Origin of the sequence: Cellulomonas sp. SLBN-39 (assembly GCF_006715865.1) — a bacterium.
In the GTDB taxonomy this organism is placed as follows: Bacteria; Actinomycetota; Actinomycetes; order Actinomycetales; family Cellulomonadaceae; genus Cellulomonas.
The window spans coordinates 2,251,945-2,272,737 of record NZ_VFOA01000001.1; the positions used below are offsets into that span (position 1 = coordinate 2,251,945).

Annotated in this window: 19 protein-coding genes and 1 riboswitch; of the genes, 10 read left to right on the top strand and 9 right to left on the bottom strand. The window is 76.3% G+C overall.

Annotated features, from left to right (window positions below; all coding sequences use genetic code 11):
- Positions 1–226: 226 nt before the first annotated feature.
- Both FBY24_RS10400 and FBY24_RS10405 read left to right on the top strand, forming a co-directional pair.
- Entirely contained in the window at positions 227–895 is a 669-nt protein-coding gene (locus tag FBY24_RS10400; RefSeq protein ID WP_142160376.1) for an FMN-binding negative transcriptional regulator, read from the top strand.
- Positions 892–2,376 carry an amidohydrolase gene (locus tag FBY24_RS10405; RefSeq protein ID WP_142160378.1) on the top strand — a complete coding sequence of 495 codons (1,485 nt, stop codon included), beginning with the start codon at positions 892–894 and terminating at the stop codon, positions 2,374–2,376. Before FBY24_RS10400 ends, FBY24_RS10405 begins: the two co-directional genes overlap by 4 nt.
- A 21-nt stretch (positions 2,377–2,397) precedes the next feature.
- Here FBY24_RS10405 and FBY24_RS10410 read toward each other — a convergent pair whose 3' ends face one another.
- Positions 2,398–3,831 (bottom strand): ATP-binding protein, encoded by a 1,434-nt coding sequence (locus FBY24_RS10410; RefSeq protein ID WP_255432339.1) that lies wholly within the window; start codon positions 3,829–3,831, stop codon positions 2,398–2,400.
- Positions 3,832–3,930: 99 nt separating this feature from the next.
- Between FBY24_RS10410 and FBY24_RS10415 the strand changes: the two genes are divergently transcribed.
- Positions 3,931–4,848, top strand: a complete 918-nt coding sequence (locus FBY24_RS10415) for a phosphoribosylaminoimidazolesuccinocarboxamide synthase (protein ID WP_255432340.1) — start codon at positions 3,931–3,933, stop codon at positions 4,846–4,848.
- Between the two features lie 20 nt (positions 4,849–4,868).
- Here FBY24_RS10415 and FBY24_RS10420 read toward each other — a convergent pair whose 3' ends face one another.
- Both FBY24_RS10420 and FBY24_RS19495 read right to left on the bottom strand, forming a co-directional pair.
- A complete protein-coding gene (locus FBY24_RS10420; RefSeq protein WP_142160382.1) occupies positions 4,869–5,123 on the bottom strand; it encodes a hypothetical protein in 255 nt (84 codons plus the stop codon).
- A 20-nt stretch (positions 5,124–5,143) separates the two neighbouring features.
- Positions 5,144–5,974 carry a DNA/RNA non-specific endonuclease gene (locus FBY24_RS19495; protein WP_142160384.1) on the bottom strand — a complete coding sequence of 277 codons (831 nt, stop codon included), beginning with the start codon at positions 5,972–5,974 and terminating at the stop codon, positions 5,144–5,146.
- A 166-nt stretch (positions 5,975–6,140) separates the two neighbouring features.
- On the opposite strand from FBY24_RS19495, the gene FBY24_RS10430 reads away from it, so the two are divergent.
- The 5 genes from FBY24_RS10430 to FBY24_RS10450 all read left to right on the top strand — a co-directional run bounded on the left by FBY24_RS10430 (position 6,141) and on the right by FBY24_RS10450 (position 11,250).
- Positions 6,141–8,414, top strand: a complete 2,274-nt coding sequence (locus tag FBY24_RS10430; protein ID WP_142160386.1) for a fibronectin type III domain-containing protein — start codon at positions 6,141–6,143, stop codon at positions 8,412–8,414.
- 109 nt (positions 8,415–8,523) lie between these two features.
- A complete protein-coding gene (purS, locus tag FBY24_RS10435; protein WP_140457595.1) occupies positions 8,524–8,811 on the top strand; it encodes a phosphoribosylformylglycinamidine synthase subunit PurS in 288 nt (95 codons plus the stop codon).
- Positions 8,811–9,506 carry a phosphoribosylformylglycinamidine synthase subunit PurQ gene (purQ, locus tag FBY24_RS10440; protein WP_142160388.1) on the top strand — a complete coding sequence of 232 codons (696 nt, stop codon included), beginning with the start codon at positions 8,811–8,813 and terminating at the stop codon, positions 9,504–9,506. Before purS ends, purQ begins: the two co-directional genes overlap by 1 nt.
- Before the next feature lie 4 nt (positions 9,507–9,510).
- A complete protein-coding gene (locus tag FBY24_RS10445) occupies positions 9,511–10,509 on the top strand; it encodes a GNAT family N-acetyltransferase (protein ID WP_142160390.1) in 999 nt (332 codons plus the stop codon).
- Positions 10,510–10,680: 171 nt separating this feature from the next.
- Positions 10,681–11,250 carry an LLM class flavin-dependent oxidoreductase gene (locus tag FBY24_RS10450; protein WP_160158490.1) on the top strand — a complete coding sequence of 190 codons (570 nt, stop codon included), beginning with the start codon at positions 10,681–10,683 and terminating at the stop codon, positions 11,248–11,250.
- 63 nt (positions 11,251–11,313) lie between these two features.
- Here the strand turns inward: FBY24_RS10450 and FBY24_RS10455 are convergent, their stop codons facing one another.
- Positions 11,314–12,573 (bottom strand): O-succinylhomoserine sulfhydrylase, encoded by a 1,260-nt coding sequence (locus tag FBY24_RS10455; RefSeq protein WP_174243485.1) that lies wholly within the window; start codon positions 12,571–12,573, stop codon positions 11,314–11,316.
- Positions 12,570–13,007, bottom strand: a complete 438-nt coding sequence (locus FBY24_RS10460; protein WP_142160395.1) for a rhodanese-like domain-containing protein — start codon at positions 13,005–13,007, stop codon at positions 12,570–12,572. Before FBY24_RS10460 ends, FBY24_RS10455 begins: the two co-directional genes overlap by 4 nt.
- A gap of 287 nt (positions 13,008–13,294) precedes the next feature.
- A riboswitch (SAM riboswitch) is annotated at positions 13,295–13,408 on the top strand.
- A gap of 35 nt (positions 13,409–13,443) precedes the next feature.
- On the opposite strand from FBY24_RS10460, the gene FBY24_RS10465 reads away from it, so the two are divergent.
- Positions 13,444–14,898 carry an aminotransferase class V-fold PLP-dependent enzyme gene (locus FBY24_RS10465; RefSeq protein ID WP_142160397.1) on the top strand — a complete coding sequence of 485 codons (1,455 nt, stop codon included), beginning with the start codon at positions 13,444–13,446 and terminating at the stop codon, positions 14,896–14,898.
- A 156-nt stretch (positions 14,899–15,054) separates the two neighbouring features.
- Complete coding sequence (locus tag FBY24_RS19780) at positions 15,055–16,146, top strand: GNAT family N-acetyltransferase (protein WP_370510981.1); 1,092 nt, start codon at positions 15,055–15,057, stop codon at positions 16,144–16,146.
- An 81-nt stretch (positions 16,147–16,227) separates the two neighbouring features.
- Here FBY24_RS19780 and FBY24_RS10480 read toward each other — a convergent pair whose 3' ends face one another.
- From FBY24_RS10480 to FBY24_RS10495, 4 genes are all read right to left on the bottom strand, one after another.
- The gene (locus FBY24_RS10480) at positions 16,228–16,836 is read right to left on the bottom strand and encodes a pentapeptide repeat-containing protein (protein WP_142160399.1); all 609 of its coding nucleotides are present in this window, start codon (positions 16,834–16,836) and stop codon (positions 16,228–16,230) included.
- A gap of 75 nt (positions 16,837–16,911) precedes the next feature.
- Positions 16,912–17,790, bottom strand: a complete 879-nt coding sequence (locus tag FBY24_RS10485; protein WP_142160401.1) for a MaoC/PaaZ C-terminal domain-containing protein — start codon at positions 17,788–17,790, stop codon at positions 16,912–16,914.
- Complete coding sequence (locus FBY24_RS10490; RefSeq protein ID WP_142160403.1) at positions 17,787–19,187, bottom strand: 3-oxoacyl-ACP reductase; 1,401 nt, start codon at positions 19,185–19,187, stop codon at positions 17,787–17,789. Before FBY24_RS10490 ends, FBY24_RS10485 begins: the two co-directional genes overlap by 4 nt.
- 40 nt (positions 19,188–19,227) lie before the next feature.
- On the bottom strand, positions 19,228–20,568 hold the full coding sequence (locus tag FBY24_RS10495; protein WP_142160405.1) for an acetyl-CoA C-acetyltransferase: 1,341 nt from the start codon (positions 20,566–20,568) through the stop codon (positions 19,228–19,230).
- Positions 20,569–20,793: the final 225 nt, after the last annotated feature.

The following is a 20,793-nucleotide window of genomic DNA, read 5'->3' on the forward strand; positions in this document are numbered from 1 at the left end:
GTGCTGGGGGAGGTGGTGCGGGCGGGCGTGCGGTGGGCCGGGGTGACCGGCCTCGTCGCGTCCGACGGGGTGAGGTGGTGCCAGTCGACCCCCGGCCGCGCATCGCGTCAATACGGAACTCGCGGAAAGTTCAGTAGGAAATGAAACTTTAACGAGCCCGTGACACACGACCCCCGGTGCCGCGTGCTTCGATGAGCCCCGACCCGCCCCACCCCGCGAGGACCGGATGATCGACACCCCCGAGTACGCGTTCGACGACGTGCACCGCGCCCGCCGCCTCGTGCACGACCAGCCGTGGGCGCTGCTCGTCAGCACCACCTCGCACGGACCCGTCGCGTCCCACGTGCCCGTGCTGCTCGAGGGCGACCCCGCCGACGACGGTCCGTTCACGCTGGTCACCCACCTGGGGCGGCCTGACGACCGCCTGCACGAGCTCACCGACGGCGACGACGTCCTGCTCGTCGTCGAGGGGCCCTACGGCTACGTCTCGCCCGGCTGGTACGGGTTCACGCCCGCCGTGCCGACCTGGAACTACGTCGCCGTGCACCTGTGGGCCCGCGTCGAGATGCTCGACGCGACGACGACGCTCGGCGTGCTGTCCGACACGGTCGACCGGTTCGAGGACGCCATGCCCGCCCCCGTCCGCATGGACGACGTCGCCGACTACGCCCACCGCATCGCCCGCGGCACCTGCGGCCTGCGCCTGCACGTGCAGCGCTGGCAGGGCAAGGCCAAGCTCTCGCAGGACAAGCCCGACGCCGTGCGCGAGCGCGTCGTCGCCGCGCTGCGCACCGACCCCGTCTACGCCCGGCCCGCGCTCGCCGACGCCGTGCAGGCCGAGCTCGACCACGACCGCGCCGCCCGACCCGACCGCACGCCCGAGGAGACCCGGTGACCGGCACGACCCTGCTGCGCGCCGCCCGCCGCCACGGCGACGCGACCCCCGTCGACCTGCTGGTCCGTGACGGCGCGCTCGCGCAGGTCGCCCCGCACGGCGCGCTCACGGCCGGCGCAGGCGTCGACGTCGTCGACCTCGACGGGCGGTGGGTCGTCCCCGGCCTGTGGGACCAGCACACGCACCTCACCCAGTGGGCGCTGGCCCGGGCGCGGCTCGACCTGTCCGCCGCCACGTCCGCCGCCCAGGTCGTCGCGCTCGTCCGCGAGCGCGTCGCCACGGCCCCGCCCGCCCCGGGCATCGCGCTGGTCGGGCACGGCTTCCGCGACGGCCTCTGGCCCGACGTGCCGACCGCCGCCCTGCTCGACGCCGTCGCGGGCGACGTGCCCGTCGTGCTCGTGTCCGGCGACCTGCACTGCGCGTGGCTGTCGACCGCCGGCCTGCGGTTCCTCGGCGTGCACGAGCACCCCACGGGCGTGCTGCGCGAGTCCGAGTGGATCGGGCGCATGGGCGTGGTCGACGCGGTGGCACCGGAGGTGACCGACGCGATGGTCGCCGACGGGCTCGCGCACGTCGCCACGCTCGGCGTCGTCGGCGTGCTCGACCTCGAGGTCGCCGACAACGTCGAGGCGTGGCGGCGCCGGGCGCGCCCCGACCAGCCCGTCCGCGTGCGGGCCGGCGTCTGGGAGCAGCACCTGGACCGGGTGCTGGCCGAGGGGCTGCGCACCGGCGACCGGCTCGACGACGCCGGCCTGGTCACGCAGGGCCCGCTCAAGGTGGTCACCGACGGCTCCCTCAACACCCGCACCGCCTACTGCCACGACCCGTACCCGGGCAGCACGGGCGCCGGGGCGTGCGGCGTGCTGTCGGTGCCGCCGGAGGAGCTCGTCCCGCTCATGGCCCGGGTGACCGCGCACGGGCTGACCTGCGCGATCCACGCCATCGGCGACGCCGCCAACACCCTCGCGCTGGACGCGTTCGCGGCCACGGGTGCGCGCGGCACGATCGAGCACGCCCAGCTGCTGCGGTGGTCGGACGTCGCCCGGTTCGCCACGCTCGGCGTCGTCGCCAGCGTGCAGCCCGAGCACGCCATGGACGACCGGGACGTCGCCGACCGGCACTGGGCGGGGCGCACGGCGCGGGCGTTCGCGTTCGGTGCGCTGCACGCCGCCGGGGTGCGACTGTCGCTGGGGTCCGACGCCCCGGTCGCACCGCTCGACCCCTGGGCGGCCGTCGACGCGGCCGTGACCCGCACGCGGGACGGCCGCGAGCCGTGGCACCCCGAGCAGCGCGTCGACCTCGACGTGGCGCTCGCCGCATCGGTCGACGACGTCCCGCTGGCCCTGCGGGTGGGCGGGCCGGCGGACCTCGCCGTCCTCGACGAGCACCCCGCCGACCGGCTGGCCGCCACGGGCACGGTCCGTGGGATGCCCGTCGCGGGCACGATGCTGGCCGGGCAGTGGACCCACCGCACCTGGTGAGGCCGGTGCGGCCCGCTGCGGCTACCCGAGCTCGTCGGCCCCCGGGAGCCCGGCGCCCACCCCCAGCAGGGACCGGGTGATCCGCTCGGCGTCGCCCGTCATCTCCCGGACGGCGTCCGCCAGGTCGTCGTCGGTGACGGCCCGCCCGGCCTCGGCCGCGAGCAGCACGGCGCGGCGGATCGCCTCCTTGACGAAGGACGCCGTCATCCCGTCCGTGGCGTCGGCGGCCGCGTCGAGGGCGGCCGGGGTGAACGGCAGCGCACCGCCGTACAGCGTGAACAGGCGGCGGCGCCCCGCGGCGTCCGGCAGCGGCACCTCGACCGCCAGGTCCACCCGGCCCGGCCGCTGGGCGAGCGCGGGCTCCAGGACGTCGGCGCGGTTCGTGGTCAGCAGGAACGTCACGTCCGCGTCCGCGGCCAGCCCGTCGAGGGCGTCGAGCACCTCGAACAGCAGCGGCCCGCTGCCGTCGTGCGAGCGCTCCTCCGCGACGAGGTCGCAGTCCTCGAGCACGACGAGCGCGGGCTGCAGCGCCCGCGCCGTCTCGGCCGCGACGGCGACGAGCTGCAGCGTCTGCCCGGACAGCAGGATCACGGTGACCCCGGCGCTCGCGCCGACGAGGTGGCGCACGGTGTGCGTCTTGCCCGTGCCGGGCGGCCCGTACAGCAGCACGCCACGCTTGAGGTGCTGACCGGCCGCGCGCAGCGCGTCCCGGTGCCGGGCGACCCCGAGCACCTGCCGCTCGACCCGCTCCAGCGTCCCCGCGGGCAGCACCACGTCCTCCCGCGCCACCCGCGGGCGCGGCACGTGGACGACGCCCGCCTCGCCGGGGTCGAACGGCGAGCCCGAGAACGTCACGACCTGCCCGCGCAGCGATGAGCGCGCGTCCATCTCGGCCCGCACGCGGTCGAGCAGGCGCGCGGCGACCTCGTCGTCCGGGCACAGGACCTCCAGGATCGGCGAGCCGTTGTGCCGCATCGACGCCCGGCGCTGCACCAGCACCACGGGCACGTCCTCGTGCGTGAACAGGTGCAGCCCGAACGCGACCATCTGCCGCGTCGTCGTCGGACCCGTCGCGGCACGGTGGTAGTCCACCGGGCCGACGGGGAACTGCCCGCCCCAGATGCCGGCGTGCTGCAGGATCTCGGACAACGACATGTGCGCCCGCTGCTCCCCGCCCCCGAGACCCAGCAGCCGCCCGCCGCCCGCGTCCTGCACGACCGCCTCGACCGCGATGTCCACGTCCACCCGGCGCAGCACGGGCAGCTCGGCGGTGTGCACCGCGAGCGCGCGCGGGTCCTGACCCAGGTGGGCCTCCAGCACGGGCAGGACGGGCTGGGTGCCCTCCCGGCCGGCGGCCTGCTGCTCGGACGCCGCGGTGGCCAGCGCCTGGAACGCCCGCAGGAAGGACTCCAGGTCGGGGGTGCCCGTGAGGGCGGGCGTCGTGCTCTCGGACATCGTCGCTCCCGTCGTCGGTGGCCCCAACCTAGGACGCCGCGCCCACGCGGGCCGGACAGGTGCCCCGTCGACGCCCGGTCTCGCGCCACACTGTGCTCCGTGACCGACACGACCCCTGCCCTGCCCGGCTGGCGCCACGTCTACTCCGGCAAGGTGCGCGACCTGTACGAGCCCGACGCCACCGCCGCGGGCGCGGCGCTGCGCGAGCGGCACGGGGACGTCGTCCTCGTCGTCGCCACCGACCGGGTGTCCGCCTACGACCACGTGCTGTCCCCGGGGATCCCCGGCAAGGGCGTCGTCCTGACGCAGCTGAGCCTGTGGTGGTTCGCGCAGCTCGCGGACCTGGTGCCGAACCACGTGGTCAGCACCGACGTGCCCGAGGCGGTCGCGGGGCGTGCCATGGTGTGCCGGCGCCTGGAGATGTACCCCGTCGAGTGCGTCGCCCGCGGCTACCTCACCGGCTCCGGGCTGGTCGAGTACCGCGCGTCCGGGCAGGTCACCGGCATCCCGCTGCCCGCCGGGCTGGAGGACGGCTCGCGCCTGACCGAGCCGGTGTTCACGCCCGCGACCAAGGCCGCGGTCGGGGAGCACGACGAGAACGTGCCGTTCGCGGTGGTCGCCGAGCAGCTCGGCGAGGACGCCGCGACGACGCTGCGCGACCTCACGCTCGCGGTGTACGCGCGCGCCGAGGCGGTCGCCCGCGGGCGCGGCGTGATCCTCGCCGACACCAAGCTGGAGTTCGGCGTCGACCCGACCACGGGTGCGGTCACGCTCGGCGACGAGGTCCTCACGCCCGACTCCTCGCGGTTCTGGCCCGCGGATGCGTGGCAGCCGGGCCGCGCGCAGCCGAGCTTCGACAAGCAGTTCGTGCGGGACTGGCTGACGTCGTCCGCGTCGGGCTGGGACCGCACGTCCGACGCGCCCCCGCCGTCACTGCCGGCCGACGTGGTCGAGCGCACCCGAGCCCGCTACCTCGAGGCCTACGAGCGCCTGACGGGCGATGCGCTGACCGTCTGAGCGAGCGGGAGAGCCCGCGCTCAGCGCAGGTACTGGGCGGTGGCCTCGCGGAGCACCGCGTCGGCGCGGTGGCGCAGCGGCGTCGTCGGGGTAGGCGTGGGCGAGCCGTCGCGGGCGGCCGCCCACGCCTGCCGGAGGGCCTCGCGGGCGTCGGCGGGCGTCGCGGTCGGCACGTCCGCGAGGACGGCGGGGACGAGCCAGTCGACGTCGAGCGTGCCGTTCGGGGGTCCGAAGACGCGTTCGCCGCTGACCCAGTCGGTCGGTCCGGTGCTCATGCCCCCATGGTGCGCCGTCGTCAGGTGCGGTGCAGCCGGACGTCCTCGGGGCGGGCGAGGAGCGTCCAGCCCGGTGCGCTCTGCGCCGTGACGGCCGGCAGGAGGTCGGCGGCGGGCAGCGGACCGAGGTCGAGGCCAGTCAGGTCGGCGACGTCGTCGAGCGGGACCTGGAAGGTGCGGAACGGTCCGAGGGGTGGGGGAGCGTCGGCCGCGGCGGCCGCCACCAGCGCGACGGCCAGCGCGTCGTCGTCGAGCTGCGGGGACTGGTCGAGCACGAACGCGGTGGCGGCGAGCGCCCGGCCGGCGTCGACGGCCCACGCGACGACCTTCCAGTACAGCCGCGGGATGCCCACGCCCCGGTAGACGGGGTCGTCGCCGGCGAGCACGGGCCCGGTGAGCACGACCAGCCGCAGGCGCTGGGCGCGCGCGTGCTCGAGCACGTGGTCCTCCAGCCCGAGCCACAGGGCGGCGCCCTGGTTGAACCCGGACGCCTGCGGGGCCGCGTTCGGGTACGCGAACGTCTCGCGCTCGGCCTGGGCGGCGACTCCCGGCTCGCCCCACACGGGGTCGCGGCGGCGCACGAGGTGGCCGCGGTCGAGGTCGTTGCGCGCGTACAGCTCGGGACCGGCCTGCTCGTGCGCGGGGACGCGGGGGTCGAGGAACCAGTCGTCGGACCGGGGGACGTCGCGCAGGGTCGTCCCGTCGACGTCGACGACCGTGGCGGCCGCGAGCCGGCGCACGGGGTGCAGCAGCACGGTGAAGTGCGTCGACGTCAGCGTGCGGACGGGGCCGGGCGCGACGGGCAGCGGGACCGTCGGGCCGAGGAAGGACGGGTCGTGGCCATCGCTCACACCGCCGACGCTACGCCGTGGCGGGGTCCGTCGCGGCCCGGCGGACCTGGACGGGGGACTTTCACCCGTGTCACCGGTGGGCGGGACAAAGGTCGGGTGGAAGCGTTCACGCAGGGGCGTCCTGTGCCGATGGGGCGCGGAAACCCTTCCCGACAGGAGCACCAGAATGCCCGTAGCCCCGCAGCACCGCTCGGCCCCGCCGTCCGGCACCTCGACCGCCCGCCGGTGGACAGGTGCAGCGGCGACCGTCGTCCTCGCGCTGCTGGCGGTGCTCGTGCCGACCGCGGCCCAGGCGGCGACGCCCGGCGGGTCGAGCCGCGCGACCGCCGTCCCCCTCCCGGTGGCCGACCTCGACTCCTCGTTCGAGGCCAGCAACGCCGGGGTGACGTCCGGTCCCGGCACGGACGGCCAGACCTGGTACAACGTCACCTGGTACTCCTGGACGCCCGCCGAGGACGTCCGTGTCTTCATCCGCGCGACGTCGACCGACCCGGTCGGGTGGGACAACACGCTCGAGGTGTGGTCCGGCGGGAGCCAGCTGGGGCAGAACGACGACTTCTACGGCCTCGACGCCTCGCTGACCGTGAACCTGCAGGGCGGCACGACGTACCAGATCGGCCTCGGCGGGTACCGCAGCAGCTCCAAGGGCACCGTCGAGATGCGGTTCGCCACGCGCGTGCCCTCCCCCCCGCTGGACGTGCAGGCCACGCGGGGCAGCGGGTCCGCGACCGTCTCGTGGTCGACGCCCGCCGACGTCGCAGGTGGCGTCACGCAGTACCGGGTGCTGTGCACGCCGGACGGCGGGTCGCAGACCACGTGCGCGACGCTGAACGGCACGCCGCCGTCGACGTCGACCGTCGTGAACGGCCTGCAGAACGGCACGGCCTACACGTTCCACGTGGTCGCGGCCAACGTCATCGGCGACTCCGACCCGTCCGTGCCGGTCACCGACGTCGTCCCGCAGGGGCCGTCGACGACCACGCTCTCGCTCGACCCGGCGGCTCCCGTGAGCGGCGAGCCGTTCGACGTGCGCGTCGAGGTGGCGTCGGCCGGTGCGCCCGTCGCGGGGACCGTCGACGTCACGGTGGGCTCCACCTCCTACGACGACCTCCCGCTCGTCGGGGGCACCGCCGTCGTCGAGGACGTCACCCGCCTCGCGGGGGACGTCCGTGTCGAGGCCTCCTTCGGCGGCACCGTCGCCGTCACCGCCTCGTCCGCGTCCCTCGACGTGACCGTCGCCAAGCGCCCGCAGACGGTGACGGTGGAGGCCCTGCCCGACGACCTGGTGTACGCGGGCGAGCCCGTGCAGCTCGCGGGGACCAGCTCGGCCGGTCTCCCGCTGACCTTCGTCGCCGCGGGCTCGTGCTCCGTGCGGGGCACGCTGCTCGACCTCGTCGACGTCGGCACGTGCACCGTCACCGCCTCCCAGGCCGGCGACGCGCAGACGCTCCCGGGCGAGGCGACCACGACGGCCGAGGTCGGCCGCAGGTCCCAGCAGGTGACGTTCGGCGAGCTCCCGGCCCTGGTCTACGGCCAGGCGTCGGTCGCCGTCAGCGCGTCGTCGAGCGTGGGCCTGCCCGTGGTCCTGACCGGCTCCGGGGCGTGCACCGTGACCGGTGGGCGACTCGTCGTCACCGACGTGGGCACCTGCACCGTCACCGCGACGCAGGACGGCGACGTGCGCACGACGCAGGCATCCGCCGTGGTGCGCGTCGGGGAGGTCGCCCGTCGTGCGCAGACGGTCACGATCGCGTCCTTCCCGGCGCCGACGCTCGGCCAGCCCACGCCCGACGTCGTCGCCCGGTCGCAGTACGACCTGCCCGTCACGCTCGAGGCCGCGGGTGCGTGCGTCATCGAGGACGGCGCGCTCGTCGCGATCAGCGCCGGGGAGTGCACCGTCACCGCCACGTCCGTCGGCGACCGGCTCACGCTGCCCGCCAGCGCGTCCGTCACCGTCCAGGTGTCCGGCCCGCCCGGGGACGTCGACGCGACGCTCGACGGGACGCTCGGCGAGCGCGCCGCGGGTGCGGAGGTCTCGGCCCGGGGCGTCGGGCTGCTGCCCGGCAGCATCCTCACCCTGACGGTGTACTCGACGCCGCGGGTCATCGGCACCGCCGTGGTCGGCGCGGACGGCACGGCCGTCGTGAGCGGCGCCCTGCCCCCGGGCCTGGAGACCGGTGCGCACCGCCTGGTGGCGACCGGCACGGCGTTCGACGGCACCCCGGCGGAGTTCGTCCTGACGTTCACGCTCGCCGCGGACGGGTCGTTCGTGCAGATCGCGGACACGCGCCTGCCCCGGCCGGCCTCGGGCACGCCGCTGGCCGAGACGGGCGTGGGCGACGCGCTCGCCCCGACGTTCGCGCTCGGCGGCGCGTGGGTGCTGCTGGGGGTGGCGCTGCTGCTCGTGGCCCGTCGGCGCGGGGCCCGCGCGGCCCGCTGACCGGCACACCGGCCCGACCTGTGGCGCACCTCGGACGAGGTGCGCCACAGGCGTTCTCGGCCCCGTAGGATCGGCCCTGAACCCCGCCGCCGTGAACCAGGGAGCACCTGTGGGACGAGTCGTCGTCGACGTCATGCCGAAGCCCGAGATCCTCGACCCGCAGGGCAAGGCCGTCGCCGGTGCGCTGCCGCGGCTGGGCTTCGCGCAGTTCACGTCCGTGCGCCAGGGCAAGCGGTTCGAGCTCGAGGTCGACGGGCCGGTGACGCCCGAGGTGCTCGCCGCCGCCGCGGCCGCCGCCGAGCAGGTGCTGTCGAACCCCGTCATCGAGGACGTCGTGCGCGTCGCGGACCTCGAGGCGGACGCCGCCGCGACCGTCGTCAGCCAGGGCCTGGCCTGATGACCCGCGTCGGCGTCGTCACGTTCCCCGGCACGCTCGACGACCGGGACGCCGCACGCGCGGTCCGCCTGGCCGGTGCCGAGCCCGTCGCGCTGTGGCACGCGGACGCCGACCTGCACGGGGTCGACGCGGTCGTGCTGCCCGGCGGGTTCTCCTACGGCGACTACCTGCGCGCCGGGGCGATCAGCCGGTTCGCGCCCGTCATGGGCGAGATCGTCGACGCCGCCGGTCGCGGCCTGCCGGTGCTGGGCATCTGCAACGGCTTCCAGGTGCTCACCGAGGCGCACCTGCTGCCCGGGTCGATGATCAAGAACGACCACCTGCACTTCGTGTGCCGCGAGCAGGTCCTCTCGGTCGAGAACGTCGACACCGCCTGGACCCGCGACTTCACGGCGGGCGAGCGCATCACGATCCCGCTGAAGAACCAGGACGGGCAGTACGTCGCCGACGAGCGGACCCTCGACGAGCTCGAGGGCGAGGGCCGGGTCGTGTTCCGCTACCAGGGCGTGAATCCCAACGGCTCGCGCCGCGACATCGCCGGCATCGCGAACGCCGCGGGCAACGTCGTCGGCCTCATGCCGCACCCCGAGCACGCCGTCGAGCCGGGCTTCGGCCCCGACGGGCCCGCGGGACCGCGCAGCGGCACCGACGGGCTGCGCTTCTTCACCTCCGTCCTGCACGCGCTGGTCGGCTGACGCCGTGAGCACCGCGACGTCGGCACCGGGGACCGCTCCGCGGCTCGTCCACGTCGCGTGGGACGGCCCCGACGCCGCGGTGCTCCGGGCCGCCCAGCAGGCCGAGCTGCGCGAGCGGTACGGCGAGGACGACATCGGCCACGCCATGGGCGCCGACACCGTCGTCGTCATGGTCCTGCTGCGCGACGGCGACCACGCCCTCGCCTGCGGCGCCCTGCGCGACGCGACCGTGGACCTGGGCGCCGGCGTCGCGGAGATCAAGCGCATGTACGTGCGCCCCTCGGCGCGCGGGCGAGGGCTGTCGCGCACGATCCTCGCCGAGCTCGAGCGCATCGCCGCCGAGCGCGGCTTCACGCGCCTGGTGCTCGAGACCGGGATCCTGCAGCCCGAGGCCATCGGCCTGTACCTGTCCGCGGGTTTCCTGCCCGTCGACAACTACGCCGAGTACGCGGGCGTCGTCGACTCGCGCTGCTTCGGCAAGGACGTGACGCCGGCACCGGTGGTGCGGGGCGTGCCGGGGCCCGCGCCGGTCGTCACCCTCGTCGCGGCCGACGACCCGGACGCGGTCGCGCTGCGCCGGGCGCTGCTCGCCGAGGTCGCCGCCGACGACCCCGCGGACGCCCTCGCCGGGGCGGACGCCGCCGCCCTCGACGCCGCGGCCCGCGCCACCGACCTCGGGGCCACGTTCGTCGCCCGCGTCGACGGCCGCGCGGTCGGCTGCGTCGGGGTGCGCCGCGCGGACGCGCCCTGGCCCCGGGAGTGGGCCGAGGTCCGGCGTCTGCACGTCACCCCCGACGCCCGCCGCACCGGCGTCGCCTCCCACCTGCTGCGCGCCGCCGAGGACGCCGCCCGCGCGGACGGCGCCACCCACCTCCTCGTCGACACCCGCGTGCGCCTCGCACCGGCCGTCGCCCTGGTCACCCGCGCCGGGTACCGCCCCGTCCGCCCCGCTGGCGACTGGGCCGCCCACCCCACGACCCTCTGGTTCGCCCGAGCCCTGTGACCCCGGTGGCGCTCGTCCTGCGATGCGGGACGGGGCTGGCCGCCGTCGTGGCGCTGCGGCTACCCTGACCTGCATGTCCTCGACCCGGGTGTGTTGTCGCTGAGCTGACGACCCGCGCGCGTGCGGCCACCGGCCCCGTGACGCACCCTGCTCGACCCGAGGACCCCACCCGTGGCCACGTCCACCCTCACGCCTCCCCGCACCCGCGCGTCCGCCCTCGGACGGACCGTGCCCCCGCACCACCTGCGGTCCGGCGCACCGACCGTCGAGATCGTCGGCCGGACCAGCCCTCGCCCCGGTGCCGTGGAGCACGTGCTCGACACCGCGACGCCCGACGACGCGGCTCTCGCCCTCGCGGCCGCCCGCGCCGACGTCGTCCGGCTCGTCCCGTCCGCCGCCCTGCCCACGCCCGGGCACGTGCGAGCGCTCGTCCGCCGGGTCGAGCAGGAGGTCGCCGCGCTGGGTCGCCCCCGCGCGGACGTGCGGGTGGTCCTCGAGGTCGAGACCGTCGTCGCCGCCGACGCCGCGGACGCCCGCCGCCGCCGCAGCCACCTGGCGTACGCGGAGGCGTTCGCCGGGCTCACGTGGTCGCCCTCGGCGTCCTGGGTGGTCGCACCGCTCGACGCCGTCCTCGACACGGCCACCGACCTCGCGCGCCGCTCGGGCGTCGACGCGGTCGCCCTCAGCCTGGTGGGTGCGTCCGCCGCCCACGCCCCGACGCTCGTGGCTGCGGTCGCCTGAACGTCCGACCCGGTGCCCCGGGACGACGCCCGGCGCTGAGCCGGGCGTCGTCGTCGCGAGGCGTCAGACCGGGAGCGTGGCCAGGGCGCGGGCGAGGTCGTCGCGCAGGTCCTCGACGTCCTCCAGGCCCACCGACAGGCGGACCGTGGACTCGGCGATGCCCACCGCGGCGCGGCCGGCGGGGCCGAGCTTGCGGTGCGTCGTCGTCGCGGGGTGCGTGACGATCGACTTCGCGTCGCCGAGGTTGTTGGAGATGTCGACCACGCGCAGCGCGTCGAGCACCCCGAACGTCGCCTTCTTCGCCACGTCCGCCGGTGCGTCCGCGGGCACGGCCAGGTCGAACGTGACGACCGTGCCGCCGCCGGACTGCTGCCGCAGCGCCAGCGCGTGCTGCGGGTGGGAGGGCAGGTACGGGTACCGCACGCGCGCGACGCCAGGCTGCTGCTCCAGCCAGCCGGCCAGCTCCAGCGCCCCGGCGGCCTGGTGACGCACCCGCACGCTCAACGTCTCCAGGCCCTTGAGCAGCACCCACGCGTTGAACGGCGAGAGCGACGGGCCCGTGTTGCGGATCAAGGTCTGCACCGGTCCGCGCACGTAGCCCGCGCTGCCGAGGATCGCCCCGCCGAGCACGCGGCCCTGGCCGTCGATGTGCTTGGTCGCCGAGTACACGACGACGTCGGCGCCGTGGTCCAGCGGCCGGGAGAACACGGGGGTCGCGAAGACGTTGTCGACGACGACGGTCGCGCCGGCGGCGTGCGCGAGACGGCTGACCTCCGCGATGTCGACGAGGTCCTGCACGGGGTTCGACGGCGTCTCGAAGAACACCACGTCGGCGGGTGCAGCGAGCGCGGCCTCCCACTGCTCGGGCACGTGCCCGTCGACGTAGTCGGTGCGCACGCCCCAGCCGGCCAGGATCTCGTCGAAGATCACCAGCGACGAACCGAACAGCGCGCGGGACGCCACGACGCGCGACCCCGAGCGCACGAGCGCGGCGAGCGCGGTGAACACCGCCGACATGCCGCTCGCCGTGGCGTAGCAGGCCTCCGCGCCCTCGAGCAGGCGCAGCCGCTCCTCGAACGTGGTGACGGTCGGGTTGCCGTACCTCGAGTACAGGAACCGGTCGACCTCGCCGGCGAAACCGGCCTCCGCGTCGGCCGCGGACCCGTACGTGTAGCCCTGGGTGAGGAAGACGGCCTCGGACATCTCGGCGAACTCGCTGCGCACGAGCCCGCCGCGCACGGCGAGCGTGTCGGGCCGCAGGGCGTCGCGGTCGACGCGGCGGGCGTCCCAGTCGCCGGGCCCGGGGACGCGGGGGCCGGTCACGGCTGGACCCAGGGCAGCCCGTCGGCGCGCCAGCCCTCGTGGCCGCGGTGCCCGTCGGGGCCGGTCGCGCCCTCGAAGCCCTCGAGCACGTTGTAGGCCGGGCCGAGCCCGGCGGCCGTCGCGGCCTGCGCGGCGCCGATCGACCGCTGGCCCGAGCGGCACAGGAACACCACGGGGGTCTGCTCGGTGACGCCCGCCGCCCGGAGCTGGTCGAGGAAGCGGGGGTTGAGCTGCCCGGTCGGGTACTGCGACCACTCGACGAGCTGCGCCTGGCGGCCGAGCTCGCGCAGGTCGGGCACACCGACGTAGCGCCACTCGGCGTCGGTGCGGACGTCGACGAGCACGGCGGACGCGTCGTCGCGCAGCAGCTCCCAGGCCTGCGTCGCGGTGATGTCCCCGGCGTAGCCGTCGGCGGGTCGTGGCTGCACGCTCATGCGGTTCCTCCATCGGCCTGGCGGTAGCACCCTCGTCCGGTCCGGTGCCCGTCGGGGACGGTGCGGGGACCGCGGGTTGCTGCGGCGTCGTCGAGCCAGGTCTCTCGGCCGCTCTGGATGGTCGAGGCCGATGCTAAGGCACGACGCGTGGGCCGCGGCGGACGGATCTCACGCCTCGGCCGCCGACCAGGACGGACCGGACGACATGAGACCGCGCGTCTTGCATCGCGAGATTCGTCCGCGCGGCGCGTTGACACCCGTGCGCGCGCACGCCGATCCTCGTGCCAGGTCATGAGCGCCAGCGACAAGCCCCGGCTCGCTGGCCGGCAACCCTCCTCCGCGGTGGGGTGCCCCGGGTGACGACCTGGCCGTGCACCGACCGGTGCCGGCAAGCGCGGGGTCCGTCGGCCGGGTCCCGGGACGGACGGAGCGACCCATGACCACCATCACCGAGCTCTTCGCGTGTGCGGACGAGACGACCGGCACCGCCGTCACGGCCCGTTCCGCCGCGCCGGCGCCCGCGCCCGGCGAGCAGGCGCTCCTGCCCGTCGTCGGCGCCGGCACCCGGGTGCCGCTCGTCGACGGCACGCAGCGCACGTACGCGAACCTCGACTGCGCGGCGAGCGCCCCGGCGCTCGAGGCGGTCGCCGCCCGCGTCGCCGAGGTGCTGCCGCTGTACGCGTCGGTGCACCGCGGCGCCGGGTACCTCTCGCAGGTGTCGACCGCGCTCTACGAGGCGTCGCGGCAGGCCGTCGCCCGGTTCGTGGGCGCCCGCGAGGACGACGTCTGCGTCATCACCCGCAACACCACGGACTCGCTCAACCTGCTCGCCGGCGTCGTGCCCGCGGGCGGGCGGGTCCTCGTCCTCGACGTCGAGCACCACGCGAACCTGCTGCCGTGGGTGCAGCGCTCGGGCACCGCGCAGCGCGGCACCGGGCGCGTCGCGACCGTCCTGCCCCTGGAGCCGACGGTCGCCGCGACCCTCGACGCGATCCGCGCCGAGCTCGCCCGTGGCCCGTACGCGCTGCTCACGCTGACCGGTGCCTCGAACGTCACCGGCGAGGCCCTGCCGCTGGACGAGGTCGTGGCGATCGCGCACGCCGCGGGGACGCGCGTCGCGGTCGACGGCGCCCAGCTCGTCCCGCACCGCGGGTTCTCGCTCGCCGCGACCGACGTCGACTACGTCGCGTTCTCGGGCCACAAGACGTACGCGCCCTACGGGGCCGGTGCCCTCGTGGGCCGCCGCGACTGGCTCGACACCGGCACCCCGTACCTCGCCGGCGGCGGTGCGGTGCGCGACGTGCGCACCGACCGCACCGTCTGGCAGCCGGCACCCGCCCGGCACGAGGCCGGCTCGCCCAACGTGGTCGGCGCGATCGCGCTCGCGCAGGCGTGCGACACCCTCGCCGCGCTGCCCGCCGGGGCGCTCGAGGCCCACGAGCAGGCGCTGCGGGCGCGCCTCGTCGACGGGCTCGCGGCGGTCGACGGCGTCGAGGTCGCGCGCGTGTGGCCCGACTCGGCCGACCCCGTCGGCGTCGTGACGTTCACGGTCGCCGGCCGCAACCCCGGCCTGGTCGCCGCGTACCTGGCCGCCGAGCACGGCATCGGCGTGCGCGACGGCCGGTTCTGCGCGCACCCGCTGCTCGCGCACCTCGGTGCCGAGCAGGGAGCGATCCGTGCGTCGGTGGGCGTGGGCACCACCGCCGAGCACGTCGACCGGCTGGTCGCCGCCCTCGCCGCGCTGCGGGCCCACGGCACGCAGGCGCAGTACGAGGTGGTGGACGGCTGCTGGACCGTCGTCGACGACACGCGCCCGCTCATCGAGGTCCGCGGCCTGGACCACCTCGCGGCCACCGCGGCCGCCGCCTGCGGCCCGGCCCTCGACGACTGACCCCGCCAGCCCTGCTCGCCCGCGCACCCGCCGCCCCCGTCATCGGTGGCGGATCAGGCGGGTGGTGCGCCACCGATGACGGGCTCGGCGGGTCGGGGTGGATCGGGTGGCGCCGATGACGGGGTCGGCGGGTGGTCGGGCTGCCAGGATCGGGGGGTGGAACACGATCTGGTGCTGGAGGGGTCCGGGGTGCGGCTCGTGCCGCTGGCGGTCGAGCACGCGGGCGCGCTCGCGGCGTTCGTCGACGAGCGGGTCTGGCGGGGGATGACGTCACCGACACCGGTGGGCGAGCAGGCCCTGGCCGACGTCGTGCACGTGGCGCTCCGGACGCCCGCCCGCTACGCGTTCGCGGTGGTCGACCGGGCGAGCGGACGCGTGGTCGGCTCGACGTCGTTCTACGACGTGGACCGTGCGATGGGCCGCCTCGAGATCGGCCACACGTACTACGACCCGGCCGTCTGGGGCACCCACGTGAACCCGGCGTGCAAGCTTCTCCTGATGACCCACGCGTTCGAGACGTGGGGCGTGGCGCGGGTCGCGTTCCGCGTCGAGGGCCGCAACGCCCGATCGGTCGCGGCCGTCACCAAGCTCGGCGCGGTGCCGGAGGGGCGGCTGCGCGGTCACCGCGTCGCCGCCGACGGCACCCGTCAGGACTCCCTGTACTTCTCGGTCCTCGCCGAGGAGTGGCCCGCGGCCCGCGCGCGCCTGGAGGCGCGCCTCGCCGGAGCTCCGGACGTCGACGACCGCACGTCGGTGCTGCTCCTCGGCGGCCGCTCGGGCGTCGGGAAGTCGACCGTCGCGGCGGCCGTGCACGACCTCCTCGTCGAGCGGGACGTCGCGCACGCCGTCGTCGAGGGGGACGCGCTCGACCTCGCGCACCCGACGCCCTGGGAGCACGGCGTCGCGGCCGCCAACCTGGCCGACGTGTGGCGTCGGTACCGGGCGCTGGGGCACCGGCGGCTCGTCCTGGCGAACACGGTGAGCGTGCTGGAGGCGGACGTCCTGGCCGCGGCGGTCGGCGACCGTCCGCAGGTGACGTCCGTGCTGCTGACCGCGAACGACAGCACCGTCCGCGAGCGGCTGGCGCGCCGGGAGGTCGGTGCGTCCTACGACGCGCACGTCGCGCGTTCCGACGCTGCGGCCCGCCGCCTGGAGGCCGAGGCGGGCGCCCGGGTCCACCGTGTCCCGACGGATGCCCGCCCGCCGGCCGACGTCGCGGCGGACGTGATCGCGCTCGCCGGCTGGTGACCGTCCCGCGCGAGCCCGTGGTCCGTGGCGTCTGCGGCGCCGATGCCGCCACGGATGACGGGCTCGGCGGGGGAGGAGCGGTCAGGGGTCGACGAGCAGGCCCAGGTGGGCGGCGAGGAGCGGGGCCAGCTCGAGGACCTGCGCGGGGCTGACCGTCGCGCCCGCCAGGCCCGCGACGCCGTCGACGGCCCGCCAGCGGGCGCCCCGCAGGTCGGCGCTGGCCAGCTGTGCGCCGTTGAGGTCGACGCGGCGGACGTCGCAGTCCACGACCTCCAGGTGCCGCACGCGGGCCTGCGCCAGGTCGAGGTCGCCGATCGTGACGCCCTCCAGCCGCAGCCGGTCGATCGTCGCGCCGCGCAGGTCCAGGTAGTCGACCTTGCCGCCGTGCACGTGCCCGCGGGTCCACCGCGACGCCGTCGCCACGAGGGCGCCGATCCGCGAGTCGCCGATCGTCACGTCCTGCCACGACGTGCCGGGCGCCCGCCACGTCCCGGCCCGCACCCCGGTGAAGGTGCAGTCGACGAGCCGTGCGCCGTCGACGTCGAGGCCGTCGAGGTCGCAGCCGGTGAACGTGCAGTCCATGATCCGGGCGCCCGCGGCGGTGAGGCCGGCCAGGTCCACGCTGTCGAACGCCAGGTCGTCGAGGTCGCCCTCGGGCTCGAGGTCGGCCGCGGTCCCGGGTGACGTCATGGCGCCACCCTGCCACGGGCCGCCGACGCCCGGACTCCCCGCCGGGGCGTCGGCGGGCACCGAGGGCGGACGGTCTCAGGCGAGCGGCCGGACCTCGCCCTGCAGGTGCAGGCGGCCCGAGCGGGGGCTCCACGCGGTGAACCGGTGACGGTCGTCCTCGCGGGCGACGCGCACGTCCACGCTCGCCGGCAGCAGCACGGGGGACGCGAACTCGACGTCCCACGTGAACGCGTCGCCCCGGGCGGCGCCGACGTCGGCCAGCGCGCGCGAGGCCGTGAGCATGCCGTGCGCGATCGCCCGCCGGAACCCGAGCAGCCGCGCCGTCACGGGCGACAGGTGGATCGGGTTGACGTCCCCGGAGACCGCCGCGTACCGGCGGCCGGTGTCCGCGGCCAGCTCCCAGCGCCCCGTCCGCACGGGTGGCACGAACGCGGGCCGGTCGAGCTCGTCGGCCGGCGCGTCGACCAGCCGCACGCCCTTGGCGAGGTACGACGAGACCCCGCGCCACGCGACCTCCCCGTCGGCGGCGACCTCGGTGACCAGGTCGACGGCGGTGCCGGCCCGGTGCGCTCGCAGGCCCTGCGCCCGGGCGCGCACGTCGAGCACGTCGCCCAGGTGCAGCGGCCGGGTCTGCGTCACGTGGTTGGCCACGTGCACCAGCCCGAGCAGCGGCAGCGGGAAGTCGTCGCGCACCATCAGCGCGGTCGCGACGGGGAACGCGAGCACGTGCACGTACCCCGCGGGCAGGGTGTCGGAGGCGGTCTCGTGCACCAGCCGCTGGTAGCGCGTCAGGTGGTCGGCGTCGACCCGCACGCCGTCCGCCGCGTACGTGACCTCGGGCAGCGCGTGCGGTGCCCGGCGCCCCGGCAGGGCGGCGCGGGCGGCCCCGGCCAGGCCCCGCGCGTACAGCCCGCCGAGCCCGGGCACGCCGGGCAGCTGCACCGTGCCGGTCACCGGCCGACCATGTTCTGCCCGCACACCCGCAGGGTCCGCCCCACGACCCCGCCCGCCGCGGGCGAGGCCAGGAACGCGACGGCCTCGGCGACGTCCACGGGCAGCCCGCCCTGCTGCAGCGAGTTCAGCCGCCGGGCGACCTGGCGGGTCACCGCGGGGATGCGCGCCGTCATCTCGGTCTCGACGAACCCCGGCGCGACCGCGTTGGCGGTGCCGCCGAACGGCACCAGCAGGGGCGCCGTCGCCCGGACCATGCCGATCACGCCGCCCTTGGACGCCGCGTAGTTCGTCTGCCCGCGGTTGCCGGCGATCCCGGACGTCGAGGCCAGCGCCACGACGCGCGGCGAGTCGACGAAGTCGCCGGACGTCAGCAGCACCTCGTTGATGCGCAGCTGGGCGGACACGTTGACCGCGAGGACGGACTCCCAGCGGTCGGGCGTCATGTTGGCCAGCAGCTTGTCGCGTGTGATCCCGGCGTTGTGGACCACGACGTCGAGACGGCCGTGCCGGGCGCGCGCGTGCGCGAGGATCCGCTCACCCGCGTCGGGGGCCGTGACGTCGAGCTGCAGCGCGGTGCCGCGCACGCGGTTGGCCGTGGCGGCGAGCTGCTCGCCGGCGGCCGGCACGTCGACCGCCACGACGGTCGCGCCGTCGCGGGCCAGCACGTCGGCGATCGCGGCACCGATGCCGCGGGCCGCGCCCGTGACGACGGCGACGCGCCCCGCGAGCGGGCGCTCCCAGTCGGTGGGCAGCTCGCCGGCGTCGGAGTCGACCTCGAGGAGCTGGCCGTCGACGAACGCCGAGCGGGCCGACAGGAAGAACCGCAGCGTGGCCACCACGGACGGCGCGGTGACCGGCACACCGTCGGCGACGACGACGCCGTTGCCCGTGGCCCCGCCGCGCAGCTCCTTGGCCAGCGACCGCAGCAGACCGTCGACACCCTGCCGCGCGGCGGCCACGGCCGGCGCCTCGTCGGCGGTGGCAGGCCGGTGCACGGTGACGACGCGCCCGCCGGGGCGCAGCCCCTTGAGCGTGGACGCCGCGGCCAGCACGGGACCGGCCAGGTCGTCGGGGTGCGCGACGTCGGTGAGCACGAGCACGACGGCGGCGTACCGCACGTCCGGGGCGGGGTGCCGGTGCACGTCCAGGTCCCAGCCGTCCAGCACGGCGGGCGCCGCGTCGTCGAGGTGCGGGTGCGCCGGACCCCCCGCGGGGGACGCGAGCAGCGCGGCGACCGCGTCGGCGTCCGGGCCGCGGCCCAGCACGAGCGCCGGGCCGTCGAGCAGCGGGACGCCGGGGCGGTGCCGGCGCAGCCGGGCGGGGCGGGGCAGGCCGAGCTGGGCGGCCAGCTTCTTCGTGAGCCCGCTGTTGACGAGCTCGAGGTACGTGTCGGTCATCGCTGCTCCTGCGTCGGTGGGGGCGCGGCGGGGAAGGGGGTCAGGCAGCCTCGAGCAGGGCCGTCAGGCCCAGGCCGCCGGCGGCGCACACCGAGACCAGCGCCCGGACGGGGCTGTCGTCGCCTGCGGCGACCTGCGCGGCGCGGCGGGCGTGGAGCTCCTTGGCGATGGTGGCGACGATGCGCCCGCCCGTCGCGGCGAACGGGTGGCCCGCCGCCAGGGACGATCCGTGGACGTTGAGGCGGTCGGGGTCGACGGTGCCGAACGCACCGTCCAGGCCCAGGCGCTCGCGGCCGAAGTCGGGCGACGCCCAGGCGGCGAGGGTGGTGAGCACGGTCGACGCGAACGCCTCGTGGATCTCCACGTACTGCAGGTCCTCCAGGCCGAGCCCGTGCCGGCCCAGCAGCCGGGGGACGGCGAAGACCGGGGCCATGAGCAGCCCGTCCTCGCCGTGCACGAAGTCGACGGCGCCCGCCTCGGCGTCGACGACCGCCGCGAGCGGCACCAGGTCGTGGTCGGCGGCCCACTCCGCGGACCCGAGCAGCACCGTCGACGCGCCGTCGGTCAGCGGGGTGGAGTTGCCGGCCGTCATCGTCGCGGGCGTGTCCAGGCCCAGGCCGAAGGTGGGGCGCAGGCCGGCGAGCTTCTCGAGCGAGGTGTCGGCCCGCAGGTTGCCGTCGCGCGTCAGGCCCCGGTAGGGGGTGACGAGGTCGTCGAAGAACCCGGCGTCCCACGCGGCGGCGAGGCGCTGGTGGCTGCGCAGCGCGACCTCGTCCTGCGCCTCGCGGGTGATGCCCCACTGCGCGGTGGTCAGCGCCTGGTGCTCGCCCATCGACAGGTGCGTGCGCGGCTCGGAGGTCCGGGGCGCGGACGGGGCGAGGTCCTTCGGGCGGATGCGGGCGGCCGCGGCCAGCCGCTGGGGCACGGTGCGGGCGCGCGAGAGGTCGAGCAGCGCCCGGCGCAGCCGGTCCGAGACGGCGATCGGGGCGTCGGACGTGGTGTCGACGCCGCCGGCGACGGCGGACTCGAGCTGGCCGAGCCGGATCTTGTTGCTCAGCGAGACGACCGTCTCGAGGCCGGTGGCGCAGGCCTGCTGGACGTCGTACGCGGGCGTGGTGGCCGACAGCGCCGAGCCCAGCACCGACTCACGCGTGAGGTTGAAGTCCCGGCTGTGCTTGAGCACGGCGCCGGCCGCGACGGCGCCGAGGCGCTCGCCCTGCAGCCCGAACCGCGCGACGAGCCCGTCGAGCGCGGCCGTGAGCATGTCCTGGTTCGACGCGTGCACGTAGGCCCCGCCCGCGCGGGCGAACGGGATCCGGTTCCCCCCGAGCACGTACGCGGGTCGGGCGGTTCCGGTGGGGCTCTGCCGGGTCGCTGCCATGGGGCGGTCCTCTCGCATCGGCGCTGATGACGGGTCCGGGACGTGTCCGAGGAGGTCGGCCGGCGCAGCCATCGCGTAGCGCGCGTCGCTGCGTCGTCCGAGGGACGTTCGTCCCGATCTCGTTCCCGAAACCCACAGTACCTGATACCTTCGGTTTCGTGAGCCCCGTCACTTCGGGACCGTCGACGACGACGGCACCCGCCCGAGCTCGCGGCGCCGGACCCC

Excerpts from the sequence above, each read along its gene's own strand:
- purQ (WP_142160388.1), top strand. The coding sequence starts at position 8,811 with ATGACCCGCGTCGGCGTCGTCACGTTCCCCGGCACGCTCGACGACCGG.
- FBY24_RS10400 (WP_142160376.1), top strand. The coding sequence starts at position 227 with ATGATCGACACCCCCGAGTACGCGTTCGACGACGTGCACCGCGCCCGC.
- FBY24_RS10410 (WP_255432339.1), bottom strand. The coding sequence starts at position 3,831 with ATGTCCGAGAGCACGACGCCCGCCCTCACGGGCACCCCCGACCTGGAG.
- FBY24_RS10430 (WP_142160386.1), top strand. The coding sequence starts at position 6,141 with ATGCCCGTAGCCCCGCAGCACCGCTCGGCCCCGCCGTCCGGCACCTCG.
- FBY24_RS10460 (WP_142160395.1), bottom strand. The coding sequence starts at position 13,007 with ATGAGCGTGCAGCCACGACCCGCCGACGGCTACGCCGGGGACATCACC.
- FBY24_RS10465 (WP_142160397.1), top strand. The coding sequence starts at position 13,444 with ATGACCACCATCACCGAGCTCTTCGCGTGTGCGGACGAGACGACCGGC.
- FBY24_RS10495 (WP_142160405.1), bottom strand. The coding sequence starts at position 20,568 with ATGGCAGCGACCCGGCAGAGCCCCACCGGAACCGCCCGACCCGCGTAC.
- FBY24_RS10490 (WP_142160403.1), bottom strand. The coding sequence starts at position 19,187 with ATGACCGACACGTACCTCGAGCTCGTCAACAGCGGGCTCACGAAGAAG.
- FBY24_RS10480 (WP_142160399.1), bottom strand. The coding sequence starts at position 16,836 with ATGACGTCACCCGGGACCGCGGCCGACCTCGAGCCCGAGGGCGACCTC.
- FBY24_RS10420 (WP_142160382.1), bottom strand. The coding sequence starts at position 5,123 with ATGAGCACCGGACCGACCGACTGGGTCAGCGGCGAACGCGTCTTCGGA.